At 55.9% G+C, this 20,178-nt stretch carries 14 protein-coding genes and 1 pseudogene; 11 read left to right on the plus strand and 4 right to left on the minus strand.

Features of this window, described 5'->3' with window-relative positions:
• Positions 1-18 precede the first annotated feature (18 nt).
• From EXW94_RS12130 to queF, 3 genes are all read right to left on the minus strand, one after another.
• Entirely contained in the window at positions 19-1,308 is a 1,290-nt protein-coding gene (locus tag EXW94_RS12130; protein ID WP_010435092.1) for an HAAAP family serine/threonine permease, read from the minus strand.
• A gap of 513 nt (positions 1,309-1,821) precedes the next feature.
• On the minus strand, positions 1,822-3,186 hold the full coding sequence (gene ppnN / locus EXW94_RS12135; protein ID WP_174340196.1) for a nucleotide 5'-monophosphate nucleosidase PpnN: 1,365 nt from the start codon (positions 3,184-3,186) through the stop codon (positions 1,822-1,824).
• A 116-nt stretch (positions 3,187-3,302) separates the two neighbouring features.
• A complete protein-coding gene (queF, locus tag EXW94_RS12140; protein ID WP_108416361.1) occupies positions 3,303-4,145 on the minus strand; it encodes an NADPH-dependent 7-cyano-7-deazaguanine reductase QueF in 843 nt (280 codons plus the stop codon).
• Between the two features lie 69 nt (positions 4,146-4,214).
• On the opposite strand from queF, the gene syd reads away from it, so the two are divergent.
• From syd to EXW94_RS12180, 8 genes and pseudogenes are all read left to right on the plus strand, one after another.
• Positions 4,215-4,760, plus strand: a complete 546-nt coding sequence (gene syd, locus EXW94_RS12145) for a SecY-interacting protein (RefSeq protein WP_100166312.1) — start codon at positions 4,215-4,217, stop codon at positions 4,758-4,760.
• Between the two features lie 632 nt (positions 4,761-5,392).
• Complete coding sequence (locus EXW94_RS12150; protein ID WP_108416535.1) at positions 5,393-5,722, plus strand: YqcC family protein; 330 nt, start codon at positions 5,393-5,395, stop codon at positions 5,720-5,722.
• Positions 5,719-6,504, plus strand: coding sequence for a tRNA pseudouridine(65) synthase TruC (truC, locus tag EXW94_RS12155; RefSeq protein ID WP_042713496.1), 786 nt, complete (start codon positions 5,719-5,721; stop codon positions 6,502-6,504). Before EXW94_RS12150 ends, truC begins: the two co-directional genes overlap by 4 nt.
• A 15-nt stretch (positions 6,505-6,519) precedes the next feature.
• Positions 6,520-6,969, plus strand: coding sequence for a flavodoxin (locus EXW94_RS12160; RefSeq protein WP_042713494.1), 450 nt, complete (start codon positions 6,520-6,522; stop codon positions 6,967-6,969).
• Positions 6,970-7,297: 328 nt separating this feature from the next.
• Positions 7,298-8,653, plus strand: a complete 1,356-nt coding sequence (gene gudP, locus EXW94_RS12165; protein WP_089601178.1) for a galactarate/glucarate/glycerate transporter GudP — start codon at positions 7,298-7,300, stop codon at positions 8,651-8,653.
• Positions 8,653-10,043, plus strand: a pseudogene (locus tag EXW94_RS12170) (enolase C-terminal domain-like protein). Before gudP ends, EXW94_RS12170 begins: the two are co-directional and overlap by 1 nt.
• Positions 10,044-10,058: 15 nt before the next feature.
• Positions 10,059-11,396 (plus strand): glucarate dehydratase, encoded by a 1,338-nt coding sequence (gene gudD, locus EXW94_RS12175; RefSeq protein ID WP_174340197.1) that lies wholly within the window; start codon positions 10,059-10,061, stop codon positions 11,394-11,396.
• A 77-nt stretch (positions 11,397-11,473) separates the two neighbouring features.
• Positions 11,474-12,613, plus strand: a complete 1,140-nt coding sequence (locus EXW94_RS12180; RefSeq protein ID WP_174340198.1) for a glycerate kinase — start codon at positions 11,474-11,476, stop codon at positions 12,611-12,613.
• A gap of 89 nt (positions 12,614-12,702) precedes the next feature.
• On the opposite strand, the gene barA is transcribed toward EXW94_RS12180, so the two are convergent.
• Positions 12,703-15,462, minus strand: a complete 2,760-nt coding sequence (gene barA, locus EXW94_RS12185; protein WP_174340199.1) for a two-component sensor histidine kinase BarA — start codon at positions 15,460-15,462, stop codon at positions 12,703-12,705.
• 59 nt (positions 15,463-15,521) lie between these two features.
• On the opposite strand from barA, the gene rlmD reads away from it, so the two are divergent.
• The 3 genes from rlmD to mazG all read left to right on the plus strand — a co-directional run bounded on the left by rlmD (position 15,522) and on the right by mazG (position 19,963).
• Positions 15,522-16,820 (plus strand): 23S rRNA (uracil(1939)-C(5))-methyltransferase RlmD, encoded by a 1,299-nt coding sequence (gene rlmD / locus EXW94_RS12190; RefSeq protein WP_174340200.1) that lies wholly within the window; start codon positions 15,522-15,524, stop codon positions 16,818-16,820.
• A gap of 51 nt (positions 16,821-16,871) precedes the next feature.
• Positions 16,872-19,103, plus strand: coding sequence for a GTP diphosphokinase (relA, locus tag EXW94_RS12195; RefSeq protein ID WP_010434605.1), 2,232 nt, complete (start codon positions 16,872-16,874; stop codon positions 19,101-19,103).
• Between the two features lie 68 nt (positions 19,104-19,171).
• Positions 19,172-19,963 carry a nucleoside triphosphate pyrophosphohydrolase gene (gene mazG, locus EXW94_RS12200; protein ID WP_108416369.1) on the plus strand — a complete coding sequence of 264 codons (792 nt, stop codon included), beginning with the start codon at positions 19,172-19,174 and terminating at the stop codon, positions 19,961-19,963.
• Positions 19,964-20,178: the final 215 nt, after the last annotated feature.

A 20,178-nucleotide genomic window follows, 5' to 3' on the forward strand; every position in this document is an offset into this window, starting at 1 on the left:
AAGACGGCGCAGGAGGTATTAGCTGAACAGCGAGTAGAAAATGGCGGAGATGGCAATCAGGCCCATAATCACAACGAATACGTTGCTGATATGGCCGCTGTATTTACGCATCGCAGGGACTTTCTGAATCGCGTACATTGGCATAAGGAACAGAATCATCGCGATGACCGGGCCGCCCAGGGTTTCAATCATGCCCAGGATGCTTGGGTTCAGGGTCGCTACCGCCCAGGTGGTGAGCAGCATGAACAGTGCAGTGATTTTGTTCAGCTTGTTGATTTCAATGCTCTTGCCTTTACCGCGCAGAGATTTAATCACCATACCGTTGAAGCCTTCACGCGCGCCCAGGTAGTGGCCCAGGAAGGATTTGGTGATAGCGATAATCGCGATGATTGGCGCCATCCAGGCAATGACCGGTGCGTTAAAGTGGTTCGCCAGGTAAGACAGAATAGAGATGTTCTGCTCTTTCGCTGCCGCCAGATCCACCGGGGAGAGGCTCAGTACGCAGCTGAAGACGAAGAACATCACGGTCAGTACCATCATCACGTGAGCGCGAGCCAGGATGCTGGAGCACTTCTTCTCTGCGCCATTGCCGTACTCTTCGCGCTTCGCTACCGCGAAGGAGGAGATGATTGGCGAGTGGTTGAAGGAGAATACCATGACCGGAATGGCCAGCCACAGGGTCATCAGCAGGCCGTTACCGGTTGCGGATGCGCTGCTCAGGGACAGGGTTTCCAGCGCGGCACCGTTCCACTGCGGGATCAGGTAGCAGGCCAGTACCATCAGAGCAATAACGAACGGGAAGACCAGTACGCTCATTGCTTTCACAATCATCTGCTCACCGAAACGCACGATGGTCATCATGCCGACGATCAGGATCAGAGACAGAATGGCGCGCGGTGGCGGCGTCATCTGCAGCTGGTGCGTCATGAAGCTTTCAACGGTGTTAGTGATCGCCACGCTGTAAACCAGCAGAATTGGGTAAATCGCGAAGAAGTAGAGCAGGGTAATCAGTTTACCTGCGCCGACGCCAAAGTGCTCTTCAACCACTTCAGTGATGTCTTCGCCCGGGTTTTTACCGGACAGCACGAAGCGGGTCAGGCCGCGGTGTGCAAAGAAGGTCATCGGGAAAGCGATGATAGCCATGATGATCAGCGGGATCAGACCGCCGACGCCTGCGTTGATAGGAAGGAACAGTACACCAGCGCCGATTGCTGTGCCGTAAAGGCCAAGCATCCACATGGTATCCGTTTTGCGCCAACCACTTCGGGAATCAATCGAAGCAACGGTGCTGGTTTGAGTGGTTTCCATCTGTATCTCCTGGAGGAAGCAAATTGTCAGGTTTTTAGTCAAATCCGATGAAAAAGTGCCTGACGGTAATATGAAATTCGTTCAGTGACGGTTTTTTAATAATTTTCACCCGTAACTATTGGCGGGCGGAAAGATACATTTTCGTTATGAATCCTTCAGTGATCCTGATCCCAATTGCAATAATCCACTCTCTATGTGGGCATGTTTAGACCATTTATCTGTCAAAAAAACGTCAAAGAGAATTTACGGGCGCGAAGGCTACCATTAACGACATGTAGCTTGAAAGGCTGGCCCGTGAGTTAGGAGGGTTACGCTGTAAAGAAATGGGTTTTTAGGATTTTCTGGCAGGTAATTTTGATTAAGGCTGATATTTTACGGTTACGAAAACGAGGTAATCGTTTGCGTATGGGGGAAAGGTATAAATAACATAAATGATGTCTATGAATTGCATCAGTAATAAAAAAGCCGGACCCTGATGGACAGGATCCGGCTTTGAAAGCGCAGGTTGAAATCTTATTTGATGATTTCGTAGCAAGGAATATAGGCCGAACCCGGCAGCTTCATGCGGTGCTGTGCGACAAAGCCCTGCAGCATGTCATCCATGCGACGCATCATTTCCGGGTCACCGTGGATCTTATACGGCCCAAATTCTTCAATGGCGCGGATCCCCACCTCTTTCACGTTACCTGCTACAATGCCGGAGAAGGCGCGGCGCAGATCGGCGGCCAGCACTTCCACTGGCTGATCGGGATAGAGCTTCAGGTTCGCCATATTTTCATGCGAAGGTTCAAACGGGATCTGCAGATCCGGCGCGATGCGGATTGACCAGTTAAAGCTGTAAGCATCCCCGGTATCACGACGGTTCTCTTTCACCAGCGGCATTGATTTCTTCATCTGGCGAGCCACTTCTGCGGCATCGTCAATGATGATGCGATAGTGACGACGCGCGGCTTCACCCAACGTATGCACGATAAATTCGTCCAGTACGCGGAAGTAGTCTGCGCTCTCTTTCGGCCCGGTCAGGATCAGCGGCAGAACCTGATCTTTGTTGGCCGGGTTCATCAGAATACCCAGCAGATAAAGCAGCTCTTCCGCCGTGCCCACGCCGCCAGGGAAGATGATAATGCCGTGAGCGATACGGACAAACGCCTCAAGACGTTTCTCTATATCTGGCATGATAATCAGTTCGTTAACCAATGGGTTAGGCGGCTCAGCCGCGATGATGGACGGCTCGGTCATACCGATAAAACGTCCTTCTTTATAGCGCTGCTGCGCGTGTCCCACTGCGGCACCTTTCATTGGCGCTTCCATCGCGCCCGGACCACAGCCGGTACAGATATTCAGTTCGCGCAGGCCAAGCTGGGTGCCCACCCGACGCGCATACAGGTATTCGGTCTCGTTAATGGAGTGACCGCCCCAGCAGACGACCATGTTCGGTGCTTCGCCCACGTGCAGGGCACGGGCGTTACGCAGAATCGAGAACACCAGGTTGGTGATATGGACCGAGCTTTCCAGGTCGAGATGCTGGAAACGGCCAGCGTTGTGGATCTGCCCGTTAACGAACAGAATGTCGCGCAGCACGGCAAACAGGTTGGCCTGCAGAGAGCGAATAATGCGCCCGTCGACAAAGGCGTCTTCCGGCGGGTTGATGACTTCAAGCTTCACGCCACGCTCGCGCCGCAGCACGTTGATATCAAAGCTTTCGAAGCGAGACAGCAGCTCTTTACTGTTGTCGGTCAGGCTTCCGGAGTTCAGTACGGCAAGTGAACAGTTACGAAACAGTTGATAGAGATCGCTACTGGCCGTGCGTTTAAGCATGTCCACTTCCAGCTGCGACAACATATCCATTGAGCCAAGCGGGCTAATATGTGTAATCAAGTGAGCTCCTTACGGGACGATTATCGTCTTTCCCTGTTGATTACAATAGCCCTGGCGCGTGACGTTTCACAACCTAAAGCGCGGAAGATACCGCGCATATTGTGAAAATATTTATATTATTGACGCACCAGACGGCCCGTTGCAGGCACAAAATCGGTATTGGTACGCCACGGGTTGATGTCCAGTCCACCACGGCGGGTGTAGCGCGCATAAACGCTCAGCTTTTCTGGCTGGCAGAAACGCATAATGTCGTTAAAGATGCGCTCCACGCACTGCTCGTGGAATTCGTTGTGATGGCGGAACGACACCAGGTAGCGCAGCAATTTTTCCCGGTCGATTTTCGGCCCGCGATACTGGATCTGCACCGAGCCCCAGTCTGGCTGGTGGGTGATCAGACAGTTGGACTTCAGCAGATGGCTCACCAGCGTCTCTTCAACCACCTTTCCGCTTGCCGCGTTTTCGAGGTAGTCGGTACTGAACTCATAGCTTTCAACGTCAATGTCCTGATCGTCAATGCAGGCACCGTTAAAGTGGGCGATAGGCTGCCCTTCCAGCTCATTCAGGCGATACAGCGATACGGCAACGTTTCCTTGCGCACAGGCGCGTAAATCCCGCTCCAGCGTAGCCTGGACGTCTTCCCAACTGTTGAATGTTGTCTGGTTAAAACTGTTGAGATAAAGCTTGAAGCTTTTCGACTCGACAAGGTTAACGCTGGCGTAATCCAGCTCCACATGGCCGACGGCCACCTGCGGCAGCCCGCGCGCGTTAAGCCAGGAGAGTTCGTACAGCGTCCAGATGTCGCCGCCGACAAACGGCAGTGCGTCCGCGTGTAACCCAAGCGGGTCGCGGTTCAGGCTGCGGGGCACGCCCTGCAGAAGGCTTGCATCGTAGGTGTCGCGGTAATCGGTCGATTTACCCAGCGTTAAGCCGGTTAACGCCTGATGATTTTCGTAAGACATGTTTCATAGCCACTTTACAGGTACACTTATGGCCTGAGTTTATCCTGTCTTACAAGAAGAGAGAAATCGGTGGATATTGAAACTGCAAATGCCCTGACGACCTTCACGACCCGCTATTGCGATGCATGGCATGAAAAACAGGGGACGTGGCCGCAAAGCGCTGATTTATATGGCGTACCCTCGCCGTGCATTATCTCTTCGCTCGACGATTACGTTATCTGGCAGCCGAAACCCTTTGCAGGCGAGCAAAATGTAAATGCGGTTGAACGGGCAATGGACATTGTGGTACAACCAGCGGTTCACGCGTTTTATACCGCGCAGTTTGCAGGGGATATGCCTGCGCGCTTTGCTGATATTACGCTGACGCTGTTGCAGACCTGGAGCGAAGACGATCTGCAGCGTGTACAGGAAAACCTGATTGGTCACCTGGTCACGCAAAAGCGCCTTAAGCTTTCTCCGACGCTCTTTATTGCCACGCTGGACAGCGAACTGGATGTTATCTCCGTCTGCAACCTGTCCGGTGAAGTGGTTAAAGAGACTATCGGTACCCGCAATCGCGAGACTCTCGCCCCCTCTCTTGCGGATTTCCTCACCCAACTTGAGCCACTTCTGTAATCCATGATGCTACGGCGCGTGTGAGAGATCTCTTACAAGGTTTGTGAGAGATCGCTGGATCATTCAGTATTACCTCATTTAATTAAGATTAATATTACGCTGTTTTTCAATGGATTACTTATTCATTGCATCGTTTTTAGGGATTTCTGACGTCTTACAGCGCTCACGGGGTGGGTTGTAAGACGAAGCGGAATAGCGGATTCTATCTCCGTCGACAGGAAGCCGACACGAGAAACGAACATCAGGATGATGGCGTTTCTTACTCAGGACTCGTCAGGATGGCGCTGCAGGAAGGCTTCAGGATGAAGCAAAGTGGATCGCGCAGGATGCGTAAAGGACACCTCCAGGAAGGAGAACGAGAGCCGGTCAGGATGGTCGGTGGGTCTGGACGGCCAGGACGTTTCAGGATGAAACAATCACGTCAGGATGATGTGAGCAGGATGCGAAAGGTAGACGGATGACCGGGCCTTCGGGCTTCAGGAAAAGTTGTCACGGATGAGCAGGGAGCACGAATTGTAGCTGGAATGCTGCGGAACGAACCGGGAGCACTGTTTTTACAGTGCTCCCTTTTTTTATTTCTGCGTTCTGCAATGCTATGCTGCGCGCCGTTCAGTTTTTCAGTTGAGGTGACTATGACGCAACACGATAGCGTTCGTGCCCAGTTGCACGCCATCGAAGCACTCTTGCGCCAACATCAGCTGTGGCAGGAGATCGCGCCGCAGCCAGAAGCATTCGCAAGTACCCAGCCATTCTGCCTGGATAAGCTGGCTCCCGTTGAGTGGCTGCAATGGGTATTGATTCCGCGCATGCACGCTCTGTTGGACGGTGACCATCCGCTGCCGCAGGCATTTGCCGTCTCTCCCTATTATGAAATGGCGCTGGAAGCGACCCATCCCGCCCGCGAGGTTATGCTGGTTGAATTAGAACGCCTGGATGCGCTCTTTGCCGGTGACGATGCATGACGCTTGAGATCCTCTATCAGGATGAGTGGCTGGTGGCAGTCAACAAGCCGTCAGGCTGGCTGGTGCACCGCAGCTGGCTCGATCGCGATGAGAAAGTGGTGGTGATGCAGACCGTTCGCGACCAGATTGGTCAGCATGTATTTACCGCCCATCGTCTGGACCGTCCAACCTCCGGCGTACTGCTGATGGGACTTTCCAGCGAGGCGGGACGTCTGCTTTCGCAGCAGTTTGAACAGCATCAGATGCAAAAGCGCTACCACGCGATTGTGCGCGGCTGGCTGACGGAAGCCGCCACGCTCGATTATCCGCTGGTGGAGGAACTGGATAAAATCGCCGATAAATTTGCCCGTGATGACAAGGGACCACAGCCCGCAGTGACGGATTATCGCGGCATGGCGACGACCGAAATGCCGGTGGCGACCAGTAAGTTTCCGACCACACGCTACAGCCTGGTTGAGCTTTTGCCTAAAACCGGGCGCAAGCATCAGCTTCGCCGCCACCTTGCGCATCTGCGCCACCCGATTATTGGCGACAGCAAGCACGGTGATTTGCGCCAGAACCGCAGCGCGGCCGAGCATTTTGGCTGCCATCGCCTGATGCTGCACGCCAGCGAGCTGAGCCTGACGCACCCGTTCACCGGCGAACCGCTGACTATCCGCGCGGGGCTGGACGACGTCTGGATGCAGGCGCTGTCACAATTTGGCTGGCTGGGGCAACTCCCCGAAAATGAAAGGGTTGAGTTTGTATCAGGCAACGTTCAGGATGAACAGCAAGCGCAATAATTAAGGGAGCAAAGCATGGCTGAAGTAGGCATTTTTGTCGGCACAATGTACGGCAACTCGCTGCTGGTCGCGGAAGAAGCAGAGGCAATACTCGCCAGCCAGGGCCATAAAGCCACGGTCTATGAAGACCCGGAACTGGCAGACTGGGAAAAGTATCAAGATAAATACATTCTGGTGGTGACCTCCACGACCGGGCAGGGCGATCTGCCGGACAGCATCGTGCCGCTGTTCCAGGGCATTAAAGACCGGCTTGGCTATCAGCCGAACGTGCACTACGGCATCATTGCCCTGGGCGACAGCTCTTACGCCAACTTCTGCGGCGGCGGTAAACAGTTCGATGCCCTTTTGCAGGAGCAGAGCGCCCAGCGCGTCGGCGAGATGCTGCTGATTGACGCAGGCGAACACCCGGAGCCAGAAAGCGAATCAAACCCGTGGGTTGAGCACTGGGCAACGCTGCTTAACTAGTTTTGTCGTTTGTAGGCCGGGTCAGGTGAAGCCGCCACCCGGCAACAAAGCCGCACGAAAACCTCAATTCCGTGAACCATCTTCCACTGCTTTGGGCTTATGCCCCAAACCACGTCTCACTCCCCCTTCAATGTTGTGTCGATGCACGGTGAGGAAGAGCGACACTCCTTCATATACTTTTCCCGTCAGTTACCCAATAAGGCAGCGCTTCACCATAAAACGGCCTTCAGCCGTACCAAAACTGCCGAACACTTATCTCTCATTCTGATTACCCTACAGGTGCTGTACAGAATGAACCAGGCGAAAGCTATGATTCAGGAGTGCAACTATGAGTTCATTAAGCCAGGCGGCGAGCAGCGCAGAGAAGCGCACTAACGCTCGCTACTGGATAGTGGTGATGCTGTTTATCGTCACATCCTTCAACTACGGTGACCGCGCCACGCTGTCGATTGCTGGTTCTGAGATGGCAAAAGATATCGGACTTGATCCGGTCGGCATGGGTTATGTTTTCTCGGCGTTTTCATGGGCCTATGTCATCGGCCAAATTCCTGGCGGCTGGCTGCTTGACCGCTTTGGCTCAAAACGGGTCTATTTCTGGTCCATCTTTATCTGGTCGATGTTTACCCTGCTGCAGGGTTTCGTCGATATCTTCAGCGGCTTCGGCATTATCGTTGCGCTCTTCACGCTGCGCTTCCTGGTTGGCTTAGCGGAAGCGCCTTCCTTCCCGGGGAACAGCCGCATTGTCGCAGCCTGGTTCCCGGCACAGGAGAGGGGAACCGCGGTCGCGATTTTCAACTCCGCACAATACTTCGCCACGGTGATCTTCGCGCCAATCATGGGCTGGCTGACGCATGAGGTGGGCTGGTCACACGTCTTCTTCTTCATGGGGGGGCTTGGGATCGTCATCAGCTTTATCTGGCTGAAAGTGATCCATGAACCCAATCAACACCCGGGCGTGAATAAGAAGGAGCTGGAGTACATCGCAGAGGGCGGGGCGCTGATCAACATGGATCAGAAATCCGCAAAAGCAAAAGTCCCGTTCAGCCAGAAATGGGCGCAGATCAAACAGCTCGTCGGCTCGCGCATGATGATCGGTATCTATCTGGGCCAGTACTGCATCAACGCCTTAACCTACTTCTTCATCACCTGGTTCCCGGTTTATCTGGTGCAGGCGCGCGGCATGTCGATTCTGAAGGCGGGGTTTGTTGCCTCGATCCCGGCCATCTGCGGCTTCGTGGGCGGCGTGCTCGGCGGGGTGATTTCCGACTGGCTGATGCGCCGCACCGGCTCTCTCAATATCGCGCGTAAAACGCCTATCGTGCTCGGGATGCTGCTCTCCATGACCATGGTGTTCTGTAACTACGTGAGCGCTGAGTGGATGATTATCGGCTTTATGGCGATGGCCTTCTTCGGCAAAGGCATTGGCGCGCTGGGCTGGGCGGTGATGGCGGATACGGCACCGAAAGAGATCAGCGGCCTGAGCGGCGGTCTGTTCAACATGTTCGGCAATATTTCGGGGATTGTTACGCCAATCGCTATCGGCTACATCGTCGGCACCACCGGCTCCTTTAACGGTGCGCTGATTTACGTAGGGGTGCATGCGCTGGTGGCGGTGCTGAGTTACCTGGTGCTGGTCGGCGATATCAAACGCGTCGAACTTAAACCTGTAGGGGAGCGTGGATGATGACAACGCAATCAAGCCCTGTCGTCACTGAGATGAAGGTCATCCCGGTGGCTGGACAGGACAGCATGCTGCTCAATATTGGCGGCGCGCATAACGCCTGGTTTACCCGCAATATCGTGGTACTGACCGACAGCGCGGGGAATACCGGCGTTGGCGAAGCGCCGGGCGGAGAGGTGATTTACCAGACGTTGGTTGATGCCATTCCACAGGTGGTGGGCCAGGAAGTGGCCCGTCTGAACAAAGTGGTTCAGCGGGTACATAAGGGTAACCAGTCTGCTGACTTTGATACCTTCGGAAAAGGTGCCTGGACGTTTGAACTGCGCGTCAACGCGGTTGCCGCGCTGGAAGCCGCTCTGCTCGATTTGCTCGGTAAGGCGCTGAATGTCCCGGTCTGCGAACTGCTGGGGCCGGGCAAACAGCGCGATGCGGTAACGGTGCTGGGCTACCTGTTCTACGTAGGTGACCGTAATAAAACCGATCTGCCTTATCTGGACCGTTCGCCGGGCAACCATGAGTGGTATCACCTGCGCCATCAGGAGGCGCTCACCGGCGAGGCGGTGGTGCGTCTGGCGGAAGCCGCACAGGACCACTACGGTTTTAAGGATTTCAAACTGAAAGGCGGTGTGCTGCCCGGCGAGCAGGAAATTGAAACTGCCCGCGCGCTGAAAAAGCGTTTCCCCGATGCGCGGATCACCGTTGACCCGAACGGCGCATGGTTACTGGATGAAGCCATCTCGCTGTGTAAAGGTCTGGGCGATGTACTGACCTACGCGGAAGATCCGTGCGGTGCCGAACAGGGTTTCTCTGGTCGTGAAGTGATGGCCGAGTTCCGACGCGCCACCGGGCTGCCGGTCGCCACTAACATGATCGCCACCAACTGGCGTGAAATGGGCCATGCGGTCATGCTCAATTCGGTGGATATTCCGCTGGCTGACCCGCACTTCTGGACGCTGTCCGGTGCGGTGCGCGTGGCGCAGCTGTGCGACGACTGGGGGCTGACCTGGGGCTGTCACTCCAACAACCATTTCGACATTTCGCTGGCGATGTTTACCCACGTTGGCGCGGCGGCACCGGGTAACCCGACCGCCATCGACACCCACTGGATTTGGCAGGAGGGGGAAGCCCGACTGACGCCGACCACCGCGAAAACACGCTGCCGACGGGAGGGGAAGCCCGACTGACGAAAAATCCGCTGGAGATCAAAAACGGCAGCATTGCCGTACCGGATGCGCCAGGGCTGGGCGTGGAGCTTGACTGGGATCAGATCCACAAAGCGCACGAGGCGTATAAGAGGTTGCCAGGCGGCGCGCGTAACGACGCGGGCCCGATGCAGTACCTGATCCCCGGCTGGACATTTGACCGTAAGCGCCCTGTTTTTGGACGTCACTGATAAAAGGATTGAACCATGAGCACATTTTCTACCCCTGTAGTCACTTCCATGCAGATCGTTCCGGTTGCGGGCCATGACAGCATGCTGATGAATTTGAGCGGCGCGCATGCGCCGTTCTTTACCCGCAATATCGTGATTATCAAAGACAATTCCGGCCATACGGGCGTGGGCGAAATTCCGGGCGGGGAAAAGATCCGCAAAACGCTGGAAGACGCCATTCCGCTGGTGGTGGGGAAAACCCTCGGCGAATACAAAAATGTTCTCAATAGCGTGCGTAGCACCTTTGCGGACCGCGATGCGGGCGGGCGCGGGCTGCAAACCTTCGACCTGCGTACGACCATCCACGTGGTCACCGGTATTGAGGCGGCAATGTTGGATCTGCTTGGTCAGCATCTTGGCGTGAACGTTGCGTCCCTGCTGGGCGAGGGTCAGCAGCGCACCGAAGTGGAAATGCTGGGCTATCTGTTCTTTGTCGGCAACCGCAAGCTGACGCCGCTGCCGTACCAGAGCCAGCCGGATGAGCACTGCGACTGGTACCGCGTTCGCCACGATGAAGCGATGACGCCTGACGCGGTGGTGCGTCTGGCCGAAGCCGCTTACGAAAAATATGGCTTCAACGACTTCAAACTGAAGGGCGGTGTACTGGCAGGGGAAGAAGAGGCGGAGGCCATTACCGCGCTGGCAAAACGTTTCCCGCAGGCGCGCGTCACGCTGGATCCGAACGGCGCATGGTCGCTTGATGAAGCGATTAAAATCGGTAAGCAGCTTAAAGGCGTGCTGGCCTACGCGGAAGATCCGTGTGGGGCCGAGCAGGGCTTCTCCGGGCGCGAGGTAATGGCCGAGTTTCGCTGCGCCACCGGTTTGCCAACGGCAACCAATATGATCGCCACCGACTGGCGCCAGATGGGGCATACCTTATCCCTTCAGTCCGTCGATATTCCGCTGGCGGACCCGCACTTCTGGACGATGCAGGGGTCAGTTCGCGTGGCGCAGATGTGCCACGAGTTCGGCCTGACCTGGGGCTCACACTCCAACAATCACTTCGACGTGTCGCTGGCAATGTTCACTCACGTTGCCGCTGCCGCGCCGGGCGCGATCACCGCCATAGATACCCACTGGATCTGGCAGGAGGGCAATCAGCGTCTTACTAAGCAGCCGTTTGAAATCAAAGGCGGCATGGTGCAGGTGCCAACCACGCCGGGTCTGGGCGTTGAGCTGGATATGGACCAGGTGATGAAAGCCCACGAACTGTACCTGAAACACGGTCTGGGCGCGCGCGACGATGCGATAGCCATGCAGTATTTGATCCCGGACTGGACATTCGACAATAAACGTCCGTGCATGGTACGATAAACGCATTGGGACCGCTCCCATGAGCGGTCGTTTACGTGGTGTATGCTTAACGTAATGACTATGCGTAAGGATGGCTTATGAAAATTGTTATCGCACCGGACTCGTATAAGGAAAGTTTGAGTGCTCTTGAGGTAGCGACAGCGATAGAACGCGGCTTTCGCGAGATTTTTCCCTCGGCTAACTACGTAAAATTACCGGTTGCCGATGGGGGCGAAGGCACCGTTGAGGCGATGGTTGCGGCCACTCAGGGGCGAATCATTCATGTCCCGGTGACAGGTCCGCTGGGGGAGCCTGTCGAAGGGTTCTACGGGTTATCCGGTGACGATCAAAGTGCGTTTATTGAAATGGCGGCGGCGAGCGGTCTGGAGCTTGTGCCACCTTCGCAGCGCAACCCGCTGAAAACGACCTCGTGGGGAACCGGCGAGCTCATCCGTCACGCGCTGGACGCGGGCGTTAAGCATATCATTATCGGCATTGGCGGCAGTGCCACCAACGACGGCGGCGCGGGCATGGTCCAGGCGCTGGGCGCGAAATTGCTGGATGCCGCTCAGAAGCCTGTCGGACTCGGGGGCGGCGAACTTGCCACGCTGGCACATATTGACCTTACCGGTCTCGATAAACGGCTGAAAGCGTGCCGGATTGAGGTTGCCTGCGATGTCACCAACCCGTTAACGGGGGAGGAGGGAGCCACTGCGGTGTTTGGCCCGCAGAAAGGGGCGACGCCAGAGATGATTGTCAACCTGGACAACGCGCTTGCCCATTATGCGCAGGTTATCGCCCGCGATCTGGATATCGACGTTCTGAACCTGTCCGGCGGCGGTGCGGCGGGCGGGATGGGGGCCGCGCTATACGCCTTTTGCGGCGCTCAGCTGCGTCAGGGGATTGAGATCGTCACCGATGCCTTGCATCTCGCGGATCAGGTTGCCGATGCCGACTTAGTGATCACTGGTGAAGGGCGCATCGACAGTCAGACAATCCACGGTAAAGTGCCCGTTGGCGTGGCGAAAGTCGCAAAACGCTTTAACAAACCGGTTATCGGGATTGCGGGCAGCCTGACGGCGGATGTCGGTGTGGTGCATAAGCACGGTATTGACGCCGTGTTTAGCGTGATTTACACCATCTGTTCACTGGAGGATGCGCTGGAAAATGCCAGCGAGAATGTCAGGATGGCCGCAAGGAATATCGCGGCGGCGCTAAAAGTGGGGCAGGCATTTTAGCTGTGATTGCCGGGTGGCGGCTTCGCCTTACCCGGCCTACGTTAGGGCACCTGTAGGCCCGGTAAGCGTAGCGCCACCGGGCTTTTCTATCAGCTCCCCAACACCTTCATCGCTTCCCGCGTCACGTTATCCATTTCATCCAGCAGCTCCAGAAACTCGGGTTCAAGCTCGGATTCTGGCGTACCGGCGCGTAACTGTTGCTCCAGCAACTGACAAAGGTTCTTCAACCGCGGCACCCCGCTGTAGCCGCAGCTGCCGTGCAGCTTGTGGATGGCTTCCAGCAGTTCTTCGGGGTTTTCTCCCACCAGCTGTTCTTCAACTTTATTGCGGATTTCCGGCAGGAAGTCGACCAGCATCTGCAACATGTCGCGGGCTAAATCGGTTTTCCCTGCCGCCTGGCGCAGCGCCAGCGACCAGTCGAAGGTGGCATTCTGATTGACGCTAATCTCCGGCGATTCTGCTGCAACCGTGTACGTCCCGCCAATATGCCCCGGTTTGTAGCGCACCAGCAGGCTATGCAGTTTCTCTTCGTCGATAGGCTTAGCCAGATAATCATTCATCCCGGCGCTCAGCAATTTTTCTTTCTGTCCGGCCATGGCGTGCGCGGTCACCGCAATAACCGGCGTTTGCTGCTGATGCGGGAGCTGGCGGATAAGCTCGCAGGCGCGAATACCGTCCATACCCGGCATCTGAATATCCATCAGAATCAAATCGAACTGCATTTGTTTAGCCTGTTCCACTGCCTGCGCACCGCTGGTACACAGTTCCACGTGCTGAACCTGATCCTCCAGCAGCACGCCAATCAGCTTCAGGTTTGCCGGGTTATCGTCCACCGCCATCACGCTCATCGGCAGCTTTTGCTCGTCGCTGACGAGCGGCAGCGCGTGCTGGCTCAGACGACAGTATTCGGTGAGCGCTGGCAGCAGGCGTGTGGCCGTGAGCGGTTTGAGCAGGCAGGCGGCGGCCCCGTCGTTTTTCAGCTCTTCGGCGTTAATTTGTGCATGGCAAGGCAGGGCCAGCAGCAGGTAATCGGTCATTGATGTCGCTTTCGCCAGGCGCTCCTGCTGCATGGTCAGTTCGCCCGTAAAGGTGACCGGGATCCCCATCAGCAGGATATCGTAGTGCTCAACGGCAAGCGCAGAGAAGGTCGGACTGTAGACCACCTCCAGCGGCGTAGTGCTTAACACGTCCAGCGTGCACTGTGCCGCTGCGGCATTTGGCTCAACGTAGGCCAGACGCATCCCTTTCAGGCAGTCGGTCACTGGCCCATCGGTCATGACGTTCGGGTTGAGATCGAGATTGATATGGAACCAGAAGGTCGAGCCCCGGTTAGGCTGGCTGTGGAAGGAGATATCGCCGCCCATCTCTTTTACCAGTTTTTGGGTGATCACCAGCCCCAGGCCGGTTCCCCCGTGGCGGCGGGAAATACTGGCGTCCGCCTGACGGAATGCCTGGAACAGACGCGACTGATCGCGCTCCGGTATGCCGATACCGGTATCGCGGATCTGCACCTCAATCTGTACCTTGTTATTACTGAGCGCCCGCTTTTCGACAAGAATGTCGATATTGCCGCTCTCGGTAAACTTGATCGCGTTACCCACCAGATTGGTGATGACCTGCTGCAGACGCAGCGGGTCACCAATGACGTTATCCGGCACGTCGTTTTTGATATTGAGCGTCAGCTCCAGCCCCTTATCGTGTGACGAATGCGCAAGCAGCGTCACTACTTCATCCAGCGTGCCGCGCAGCGGGAACGGAATACTCTCGAGGATCAGCTTGCCCGCCTCCAGCTTCGAGAAGTCCAGCACGTCGTTAATGATCGCCAGCAGGTTGTTGGCCGAACGTTCGATAGTATGCAGGTGGTCGCGCTGGGTGGGGTTAAGCTCGCTTTTCAGCGTCAGACGGGTAAAGCCGATCACGCCGTTCAGCGGGGTTCTCAGCTCGTGTGACATATTGGCAAGGAATTCGGATTTAATGCGCGCGGCTTCCTGGGCGCGTTTTTTCGCCAGATCCAGCTCGACGTTCTGAATCTCCATTTGCTCCAGCGTTTCGCGCAGGTCGGAAGTGGCCTGGTCAACGTTGTGCTGCATCTCTTCATGATACGCCGCCAGCGACATCGCCATTGAGTTGATGCCGTTTTTCAGCATATCCAGCTCGCCCAACATAAACCCTTCTACGCGGCTGTCGAGCTGGCCGCGACGGATACGGTCAACGGTGTTGACCATGTTTCGAATCGGCCCCGTCACATCGCGCATCAGTCGCCAGCCGAAAATCAGCGCAATGCCGATACAGAAGAGCATCATCACGCCGGAGATAAATATTTCTTTGTACTGCTGCAGTCGGACTGACTTGAGATCCAACTCCAGCGCCACATATCCCAGCATGTTGTTGCTGGATTTGGCTTCAGACTGAGCGGATTCATCAGGAGAATAGCTTTCGGAGATGATTGGCGTGCGCAGGATCATAATATCCCCTCGCCGCAATACGGTGAGATGGCGCGGGAACGGCGTGCCGTCAGGAATTTTCAGGGACGTCGGGTCAAGGTGAAAATTCGAGGTAACAAACAGACGGTTGTTTTCATCATAAACGGAGATAGCCCGCACGATGTCCGAGTGACGACGATGCAGGACGCTAATTAACTGACCAATGGATTCCCGGTTTTGCAGGTTCATCCCGTACTCGCTGGAGACCGCCAGCGGTTCGATAATGCTGGCTCCGGCGTCTTCCAGCTGTCGCTGCAAATCGTTATAGCGATGCACCACAAAGAAGATACTCAGCAGCAAACCGATCAATACGGTGGGGGCGAGGATCAAAATCATCATGCGTGCACGCAGGCTGTAGTTGGTCATGGCGTTCCGTTATGGGACAATTAGGACAATTATGTTTATATGTGAGAAAAATCTCAGCGATGGCGCAATTCTACTCTGCAAAGCGACGCGTGACGACGCGTCAGATCATAACTGTTGAAGCCACGGACCTAGATCCCTTTGGTCAGGGGGTAGCGCGGCACAACGGTAAGACACTGTTTATAACAGGTTTGCTGCCATCAGAACGAGCAGAAATTACGCTGACGGAAGATAAACGCCAATACGCGCGCGGCCAGGTAAAGCGCCGACTGAGCGATAGCCCGGAACGCGAAGTGCCTCGCTGCCCCCATTTTGGCGTCTGCGGGGGCTGCCAGCAACAGCATGCCAGCGTAGTTTTACAGCAAAAAAGTAAAAGCAGCGCGCTGGCGCGTCAGCTTAAGCACGAGGTTAACGAGATTATCGCCGGGCAGCCCTGGGGCTACCGTCGGCGCGCGCGCCTGAGCCTCAGTTATCAGCCAAAAACCGAGCGGCTGGAGATGGGATTTCGTAAAGCCAGCGCCAGCGATATCGTGGATATAAAGCAGTGCCCTGTTTTGGTGCCCCAACTTGAGGCATTGCTCCCTGATGTGCACCAGTGTCTATCCAGGCTCGAAGGTGTTCGCCATCTCGGACATGTGGAACTGGTTCTGGCTAACAACGGCCCGCTGATGGTGCTGCGCCATACTGCGCCGCTGTCTGAAAAAGATCGCGAAAAACTGGAACGCTTTTCGCATTCCCACAAGCTTGCGCTTTTCCTGGCACCACAAAGCGAGATACTTGTGCAGGTTACGGGAGAGGCTCCCTGGTATGCGTCAAACGGGCTACGCTTAACGTTCAGCCCGCGGGATTTTATCCAGGTCAATGACGGCGTGAATCAGCAGATGATTGAAAAAGCGCTGGACTGGCTGGATATCCAGCCGACCGACCGGGTGCTCGATCTCTTCTGCGGTATGGGTAATTTCACGCTGCCCCTGGCGCAGAAAGCGGCAAACGTGGTGGGTGTGGAAGGCGTTGAGGCGCTGGTCGCCAAAGGACAGGAAAACGCCCTACAGAATGGCTTGCAAAATGTGACATTTTTTCATCAAAACCTTGAGGAAGATGTGACTCAACAGCCGTGGGCGAAGCAGGGCTTTGATAAAATTTTGCTCGACCCGGCACGTGCCGGTGCTCCGGGCGTAATGGCACATATTATTAAACTCGCGCCGAAGCGTTTGGTCTATGTTTCCTGTAACCCGGCGACGCTTGCCCGGGACAGCGAGGCATTAATCAGTGCGGGTTACCAGATTCAGCGTCTGGCAATGCTGGACATGTTCCCGCACACTGGACATCTGGAATCGATGGCGTTGTTTGAGCACATCTAATTTGTTTGGCTTGTCGACTTCGACAGGCCCTGGTCCCTAAAGGAGAGGACGATGGTTGCGGTAAGAAGTGCACATCTTAATAAAGCTGGTGAGTTTGACCCTCAAAAATGGATCGCAAGTCTGGGGATTTCCAGCCAGCAGTCGTGTGAACGCTTAACCGAAACCTGGACCTATTGTCTGCGCACCACGCAGGGACATCCTGACGCCGAGCTGCTGTTGTGGCGCGGCATCGAAATGGTCGAAATTCTCTCCATGCTGAACATGGATATCGAAACGCTGCAGGCCGCGCTTCTGTTTCCGCTCGCCGATGCTGACGTGGTCAGCGAAGACGTGCTGCGTGACAGCGTCGGAACCTCCGTCGTCGCGCTGATCCACGGCGTGCGCGATATGGCGGCCATCCGCCAGCTTAAAGCTGCCCATACCGATTCCGTCTCCTCAGAACAGGTTGATAACGTCCGGCGAATGCTGCTGGCCATGGTGGATGACTTCCGCTGCGTGGTCATCAAGCTTGCCGAACGTATTGCGCACCTGCGCGAAGTGAAGGATGCGCCGGAAGACGAGCGCGTCCTTGCCGCCAAGGAGTGTACAAATATCTATGCGCCGCTGGCGAACCGCTTAGGTATCGGTCAGCTGAAATGGGAGCTTGAAGATTACTGCTTCCGCTATCTGCACCCTGCGGAATACAAGCGCATTGCCAAACTTCTGCATGAACGCCGTATCGATCGTGAACACTACATCGACGAGTTTGTCAGCGGGCTGCGTCAGTCAATGAAAGAAGAGAACGTGCGCGCCGAAGTCTACGGTCGACCTAAGCACATCTACAGCATCTGGCGCAAAATGCAGAAGAAACACCTCGCCTTTGACGAGCTGTTTGACGTGCGCGCCGTGCGTATTGTGGCGGAGCGTCTGCAGGACTGCTACGCCGCGCTGGGGATAGTACATACTCACTTCCGCCACCTGCCGGACGAGTTCGACGACTATGTGGCGAACCCGAAACCGAACGGCTACCAGTCTATTCATACCGTGGTGCTTGGCCCCGGCGGCAAAACGGTTGAGATCCAGATCCGCACCAAACAGATGCACGAAGACGCCGAGTTGGGCGTGGCCGCGCACTGGAAATACAAAGAGGGTACGTCCGGCGGCGCGCGTTCTGGCCACGAAGACCGCATCGCCTGGCTGCGTAAGCTGATTGCGTGGCAGGAAGAGATGGCTGATTCCGGCGAAATGCTCGATGAAGTGCGCAGCCAGGTCTTCGACGACCGGGTCTACGTCTTTACCCCGAAAGGGGACGTTGTCGACCTGCCCGCGGGCTCCACGCCGCTCGACTTCGCCTACCACATCCATAGCGATGTGGGGCACCGCTGCATCGGGGCGAAAATCGGCGGACGAATCGTGCCATTCACTTATCAGCTGCAGATGGGGGACCAGATTGAGATCATCACCCAGAAGCAGCCCAACCCGAGCCGCGACTGGCTGAACCCGAACCTGGGCTATGTCACCACCAGCCGCGGGCGCTCCAAGATCCACGCCTGGTTCCGCAAGCAGGATCGCGATAAAAACATCCTTGCCGGTCGCCAGATCCTCGATGACGAACTGGAGCATGTGGGGATCAGCCTGAAAGAGGCGGAGAAATTCCTGCTGCCACGCTACAACTTCAACGAGCTTGACGAACTGTTAGCGGCCATTGGCGGCGGAGATATCCGTCTGAATCAGATGGTGAACTTCCTGCAGGCGCAGTTCAACAAGCCAAGTGCGGCGGAGCAGGATGCGGCGGCGCTGAAGCAGCTGCAGCAGAAAACCCATGCGCCGCAGCAGCGCAGCAAAGATAACGGCCGGGTGGTCGTGGAAGGCGTGGGCAATCTGATGCACCACATTGCCCGCTGCTGTCAGCCTATTCCAGGTGACGATATCGTCGGCTTTATCACTCAGGGGCGCGGGATTTCGATCCACCGTTCAGACTGTGACCAGCTTGCTGAGCTGCAGTCACATGCGCCGGAGCGCATCGTGGAAGCGGTCTGGGGCGAAAGCTACTCTGCAGGCTACTCGCTGGTGGTGCGCGTCACCGCCAATGACCGCAGCGGCCTGCTGCGCGACATCACGACCATTCTCGCCAACGAGAAGGTTAACGTGCTGGGCGTTGCCAGCCGCAGCGATACCCGCGAGCAGCTTGCCACCATCGATATGACCATCGAAATTTACAACCTGCAGGTACTGGGCCGCGTGCTCGGCAAACTGAACCAGGTGCCGGATGTGATAGACGCGCGTCGTCTGCACGGCGGTTAACTGCACTTTCTTATGTAGGCCGGGTAAGGCTTTGCCGCCACCCGGCTTGTTTTTTAATGGAACAGATTATGACTCAAATCGACCGCCTGCTCGGCATCATGAAACGCCTGCGTGACCCGGAGAACGGTTGCCCGTGGGACAAGGAGCAGACTTTCGCCACCATCGCCCCGTACACCCTCGAAGAAACCTATGAAGTGCTGGACGCCATTTCACGCGAGGATTTTGACGACCTGCGCGGCGAGCTGGGCGACCTGTTATTCCAGGTGGTGTTCTATGCGCAGATGGCACAGGAAGAAGGGCGCTTTAACTTTGACGACATCTGCGCTGCCATCAGCGACAAGCTGGAGCGCCGCCATCCGCATATTTTTGGCGATGCCACCGCAGGCAACAGCGCGGAAGTGCTGGCTCGCTGGGAGCAGATAAAAAGCGCCGAGCGGGCCGAAAAATCCCAGCACTCGGCGCTGGATGATATTCCGCTAAGTCTGCCCGCGCTGATGCGCGCGCATAAAATCCAGAAACGCTGCTCCGCCGTGGGTTTTGACTGGGACTCCCTGGGGCCGGTGCTGGATAAAGTGCATGAAGAGATCGACGAAGTGATGCATGAAGCGCAGCAGGCGGTTGTGGATGAAGCAAAGCTGGAAGAGGAGATGGGCGACCTGCTTTTCGCGACCGTCAATCTTTCGCGCCATTTGGGTGTAAAAGCGGAAACCGCCCTGCAAAAAGCCAACATTAAGTTCGAGCGACGCTTTCGCGAAGTTGAGCGGATTGTGGCCTCACGCGGCCTGGAAATGACCGGAATCGACCTCGAAGCCATGGAAGAAGTCTGGCAGGAAGTAAAACGCCAGGAACATGATCTCTAAAGAGATTTTGCGATCAAGCGCAATTTGTGTGATTTTTTAAATGACAAGCGCTTGATTTGCGTCAAAAACATTTACCCAAAAGGGGCTATTTTCTCACTCCTTATGTTTGTCATGGCCTGGAATGGAGACGGAGAATGAAAGTTTGTGGCGCTCGCCGTGTTCGGGTATACTACTTTCCCGTCCTGGTTATTCCATCGTTTCACCCTAACTTCTCA

This window comes from Enterobacter sp. JMULE2, assembly GCF_013337145.1.
Lineage (GTDB): Bacteria > Pseudomonadota > Gammaproteobacteria > Enterobacterales > Enterobacteriaceae > Enterobacter > Enterobacter mori.

Bases quoted from the DNA above. Each gene is read 5' to 3' on its own strand.
- mazG (WP_108416369.1), top strand. From the start codon at position 19,172: ATGACTCAAATCGACCGCCTGCTCGGCATCATGAAACGCCTGCGTGAC.
- truC (WP_042713496.1), top strand. From the start codon at position 5,719: ATGACGCTTGAGATCCTCTATCAGGATGAGTGGCTGGTGGCAGTCAAC.
- EXW94_RS12130 (WP_010435092.1), bottom strand. From the start codon at position 1,308: ATGGAAACCACTCAAACCAGCACCGTTGCTTCGATTGATTCCCGAAGT.
- rlmD (WP_174340200.1), top strand. From the start codon at position 15,522: ATGGCGCAATTCTACTCTGCAAAGCGACGCGTGACGACGCGTCAGATC.
- queF (WP_108416361.1), bottom strand. From the start codon at position 4,145: ATGTCTTACGAAAATCATCAGGCGTTAACCGGCTTAACGCTGGGTAAA.
- relA (WP_010434605.1), top strand. From the start codon at position 16,872: ATGGTTGCGGTAAGAAGTGCACATCTTAATAAAGCTGGTGAGTTTGAC.
- gudD (WP_174340197.1), top strand. From the start codon at position 10,059: ATGAGCACATTTTCTACCCCTGTAGTCACTTCCATGCAGATCGTTCCG.
- EXW94_RS12150 (WP_108416535.1), top strand. From the start codon at position 5,393: ATGACGCAACACGATAGCGTTCGTGCCCAGTTGCACGCCATCGAAGCA.
- gudP (WP_089601178.1), top strand. From the start codon at position 7,298: ATGAGTTCATTAAGCCAGGCGGCGAGCAGCGCAGAGAAGCGCACTAAC.
- barA (WP_174340199.1), bottom strand. From the start codon at position 15,462: ATGACCAACTACAGCCTGCGTGCACGCATGATGATTTTGATCCTCGCC.
- EXW94_RS12160 (WP_042713494.1), top strand. From the start codon at position 6,520: ATGGCTGAAGTAGGCATTTTTGTCGGCACAATGTACGGCAACTCGCTG.
- EXW94_RS12180 (WP_174340198.1), top strand. From the start codon at position 11,474: ATGAAAATTGTTATCGCACCGGACTCGTATAAGGAAAGTTTGAGTGCT.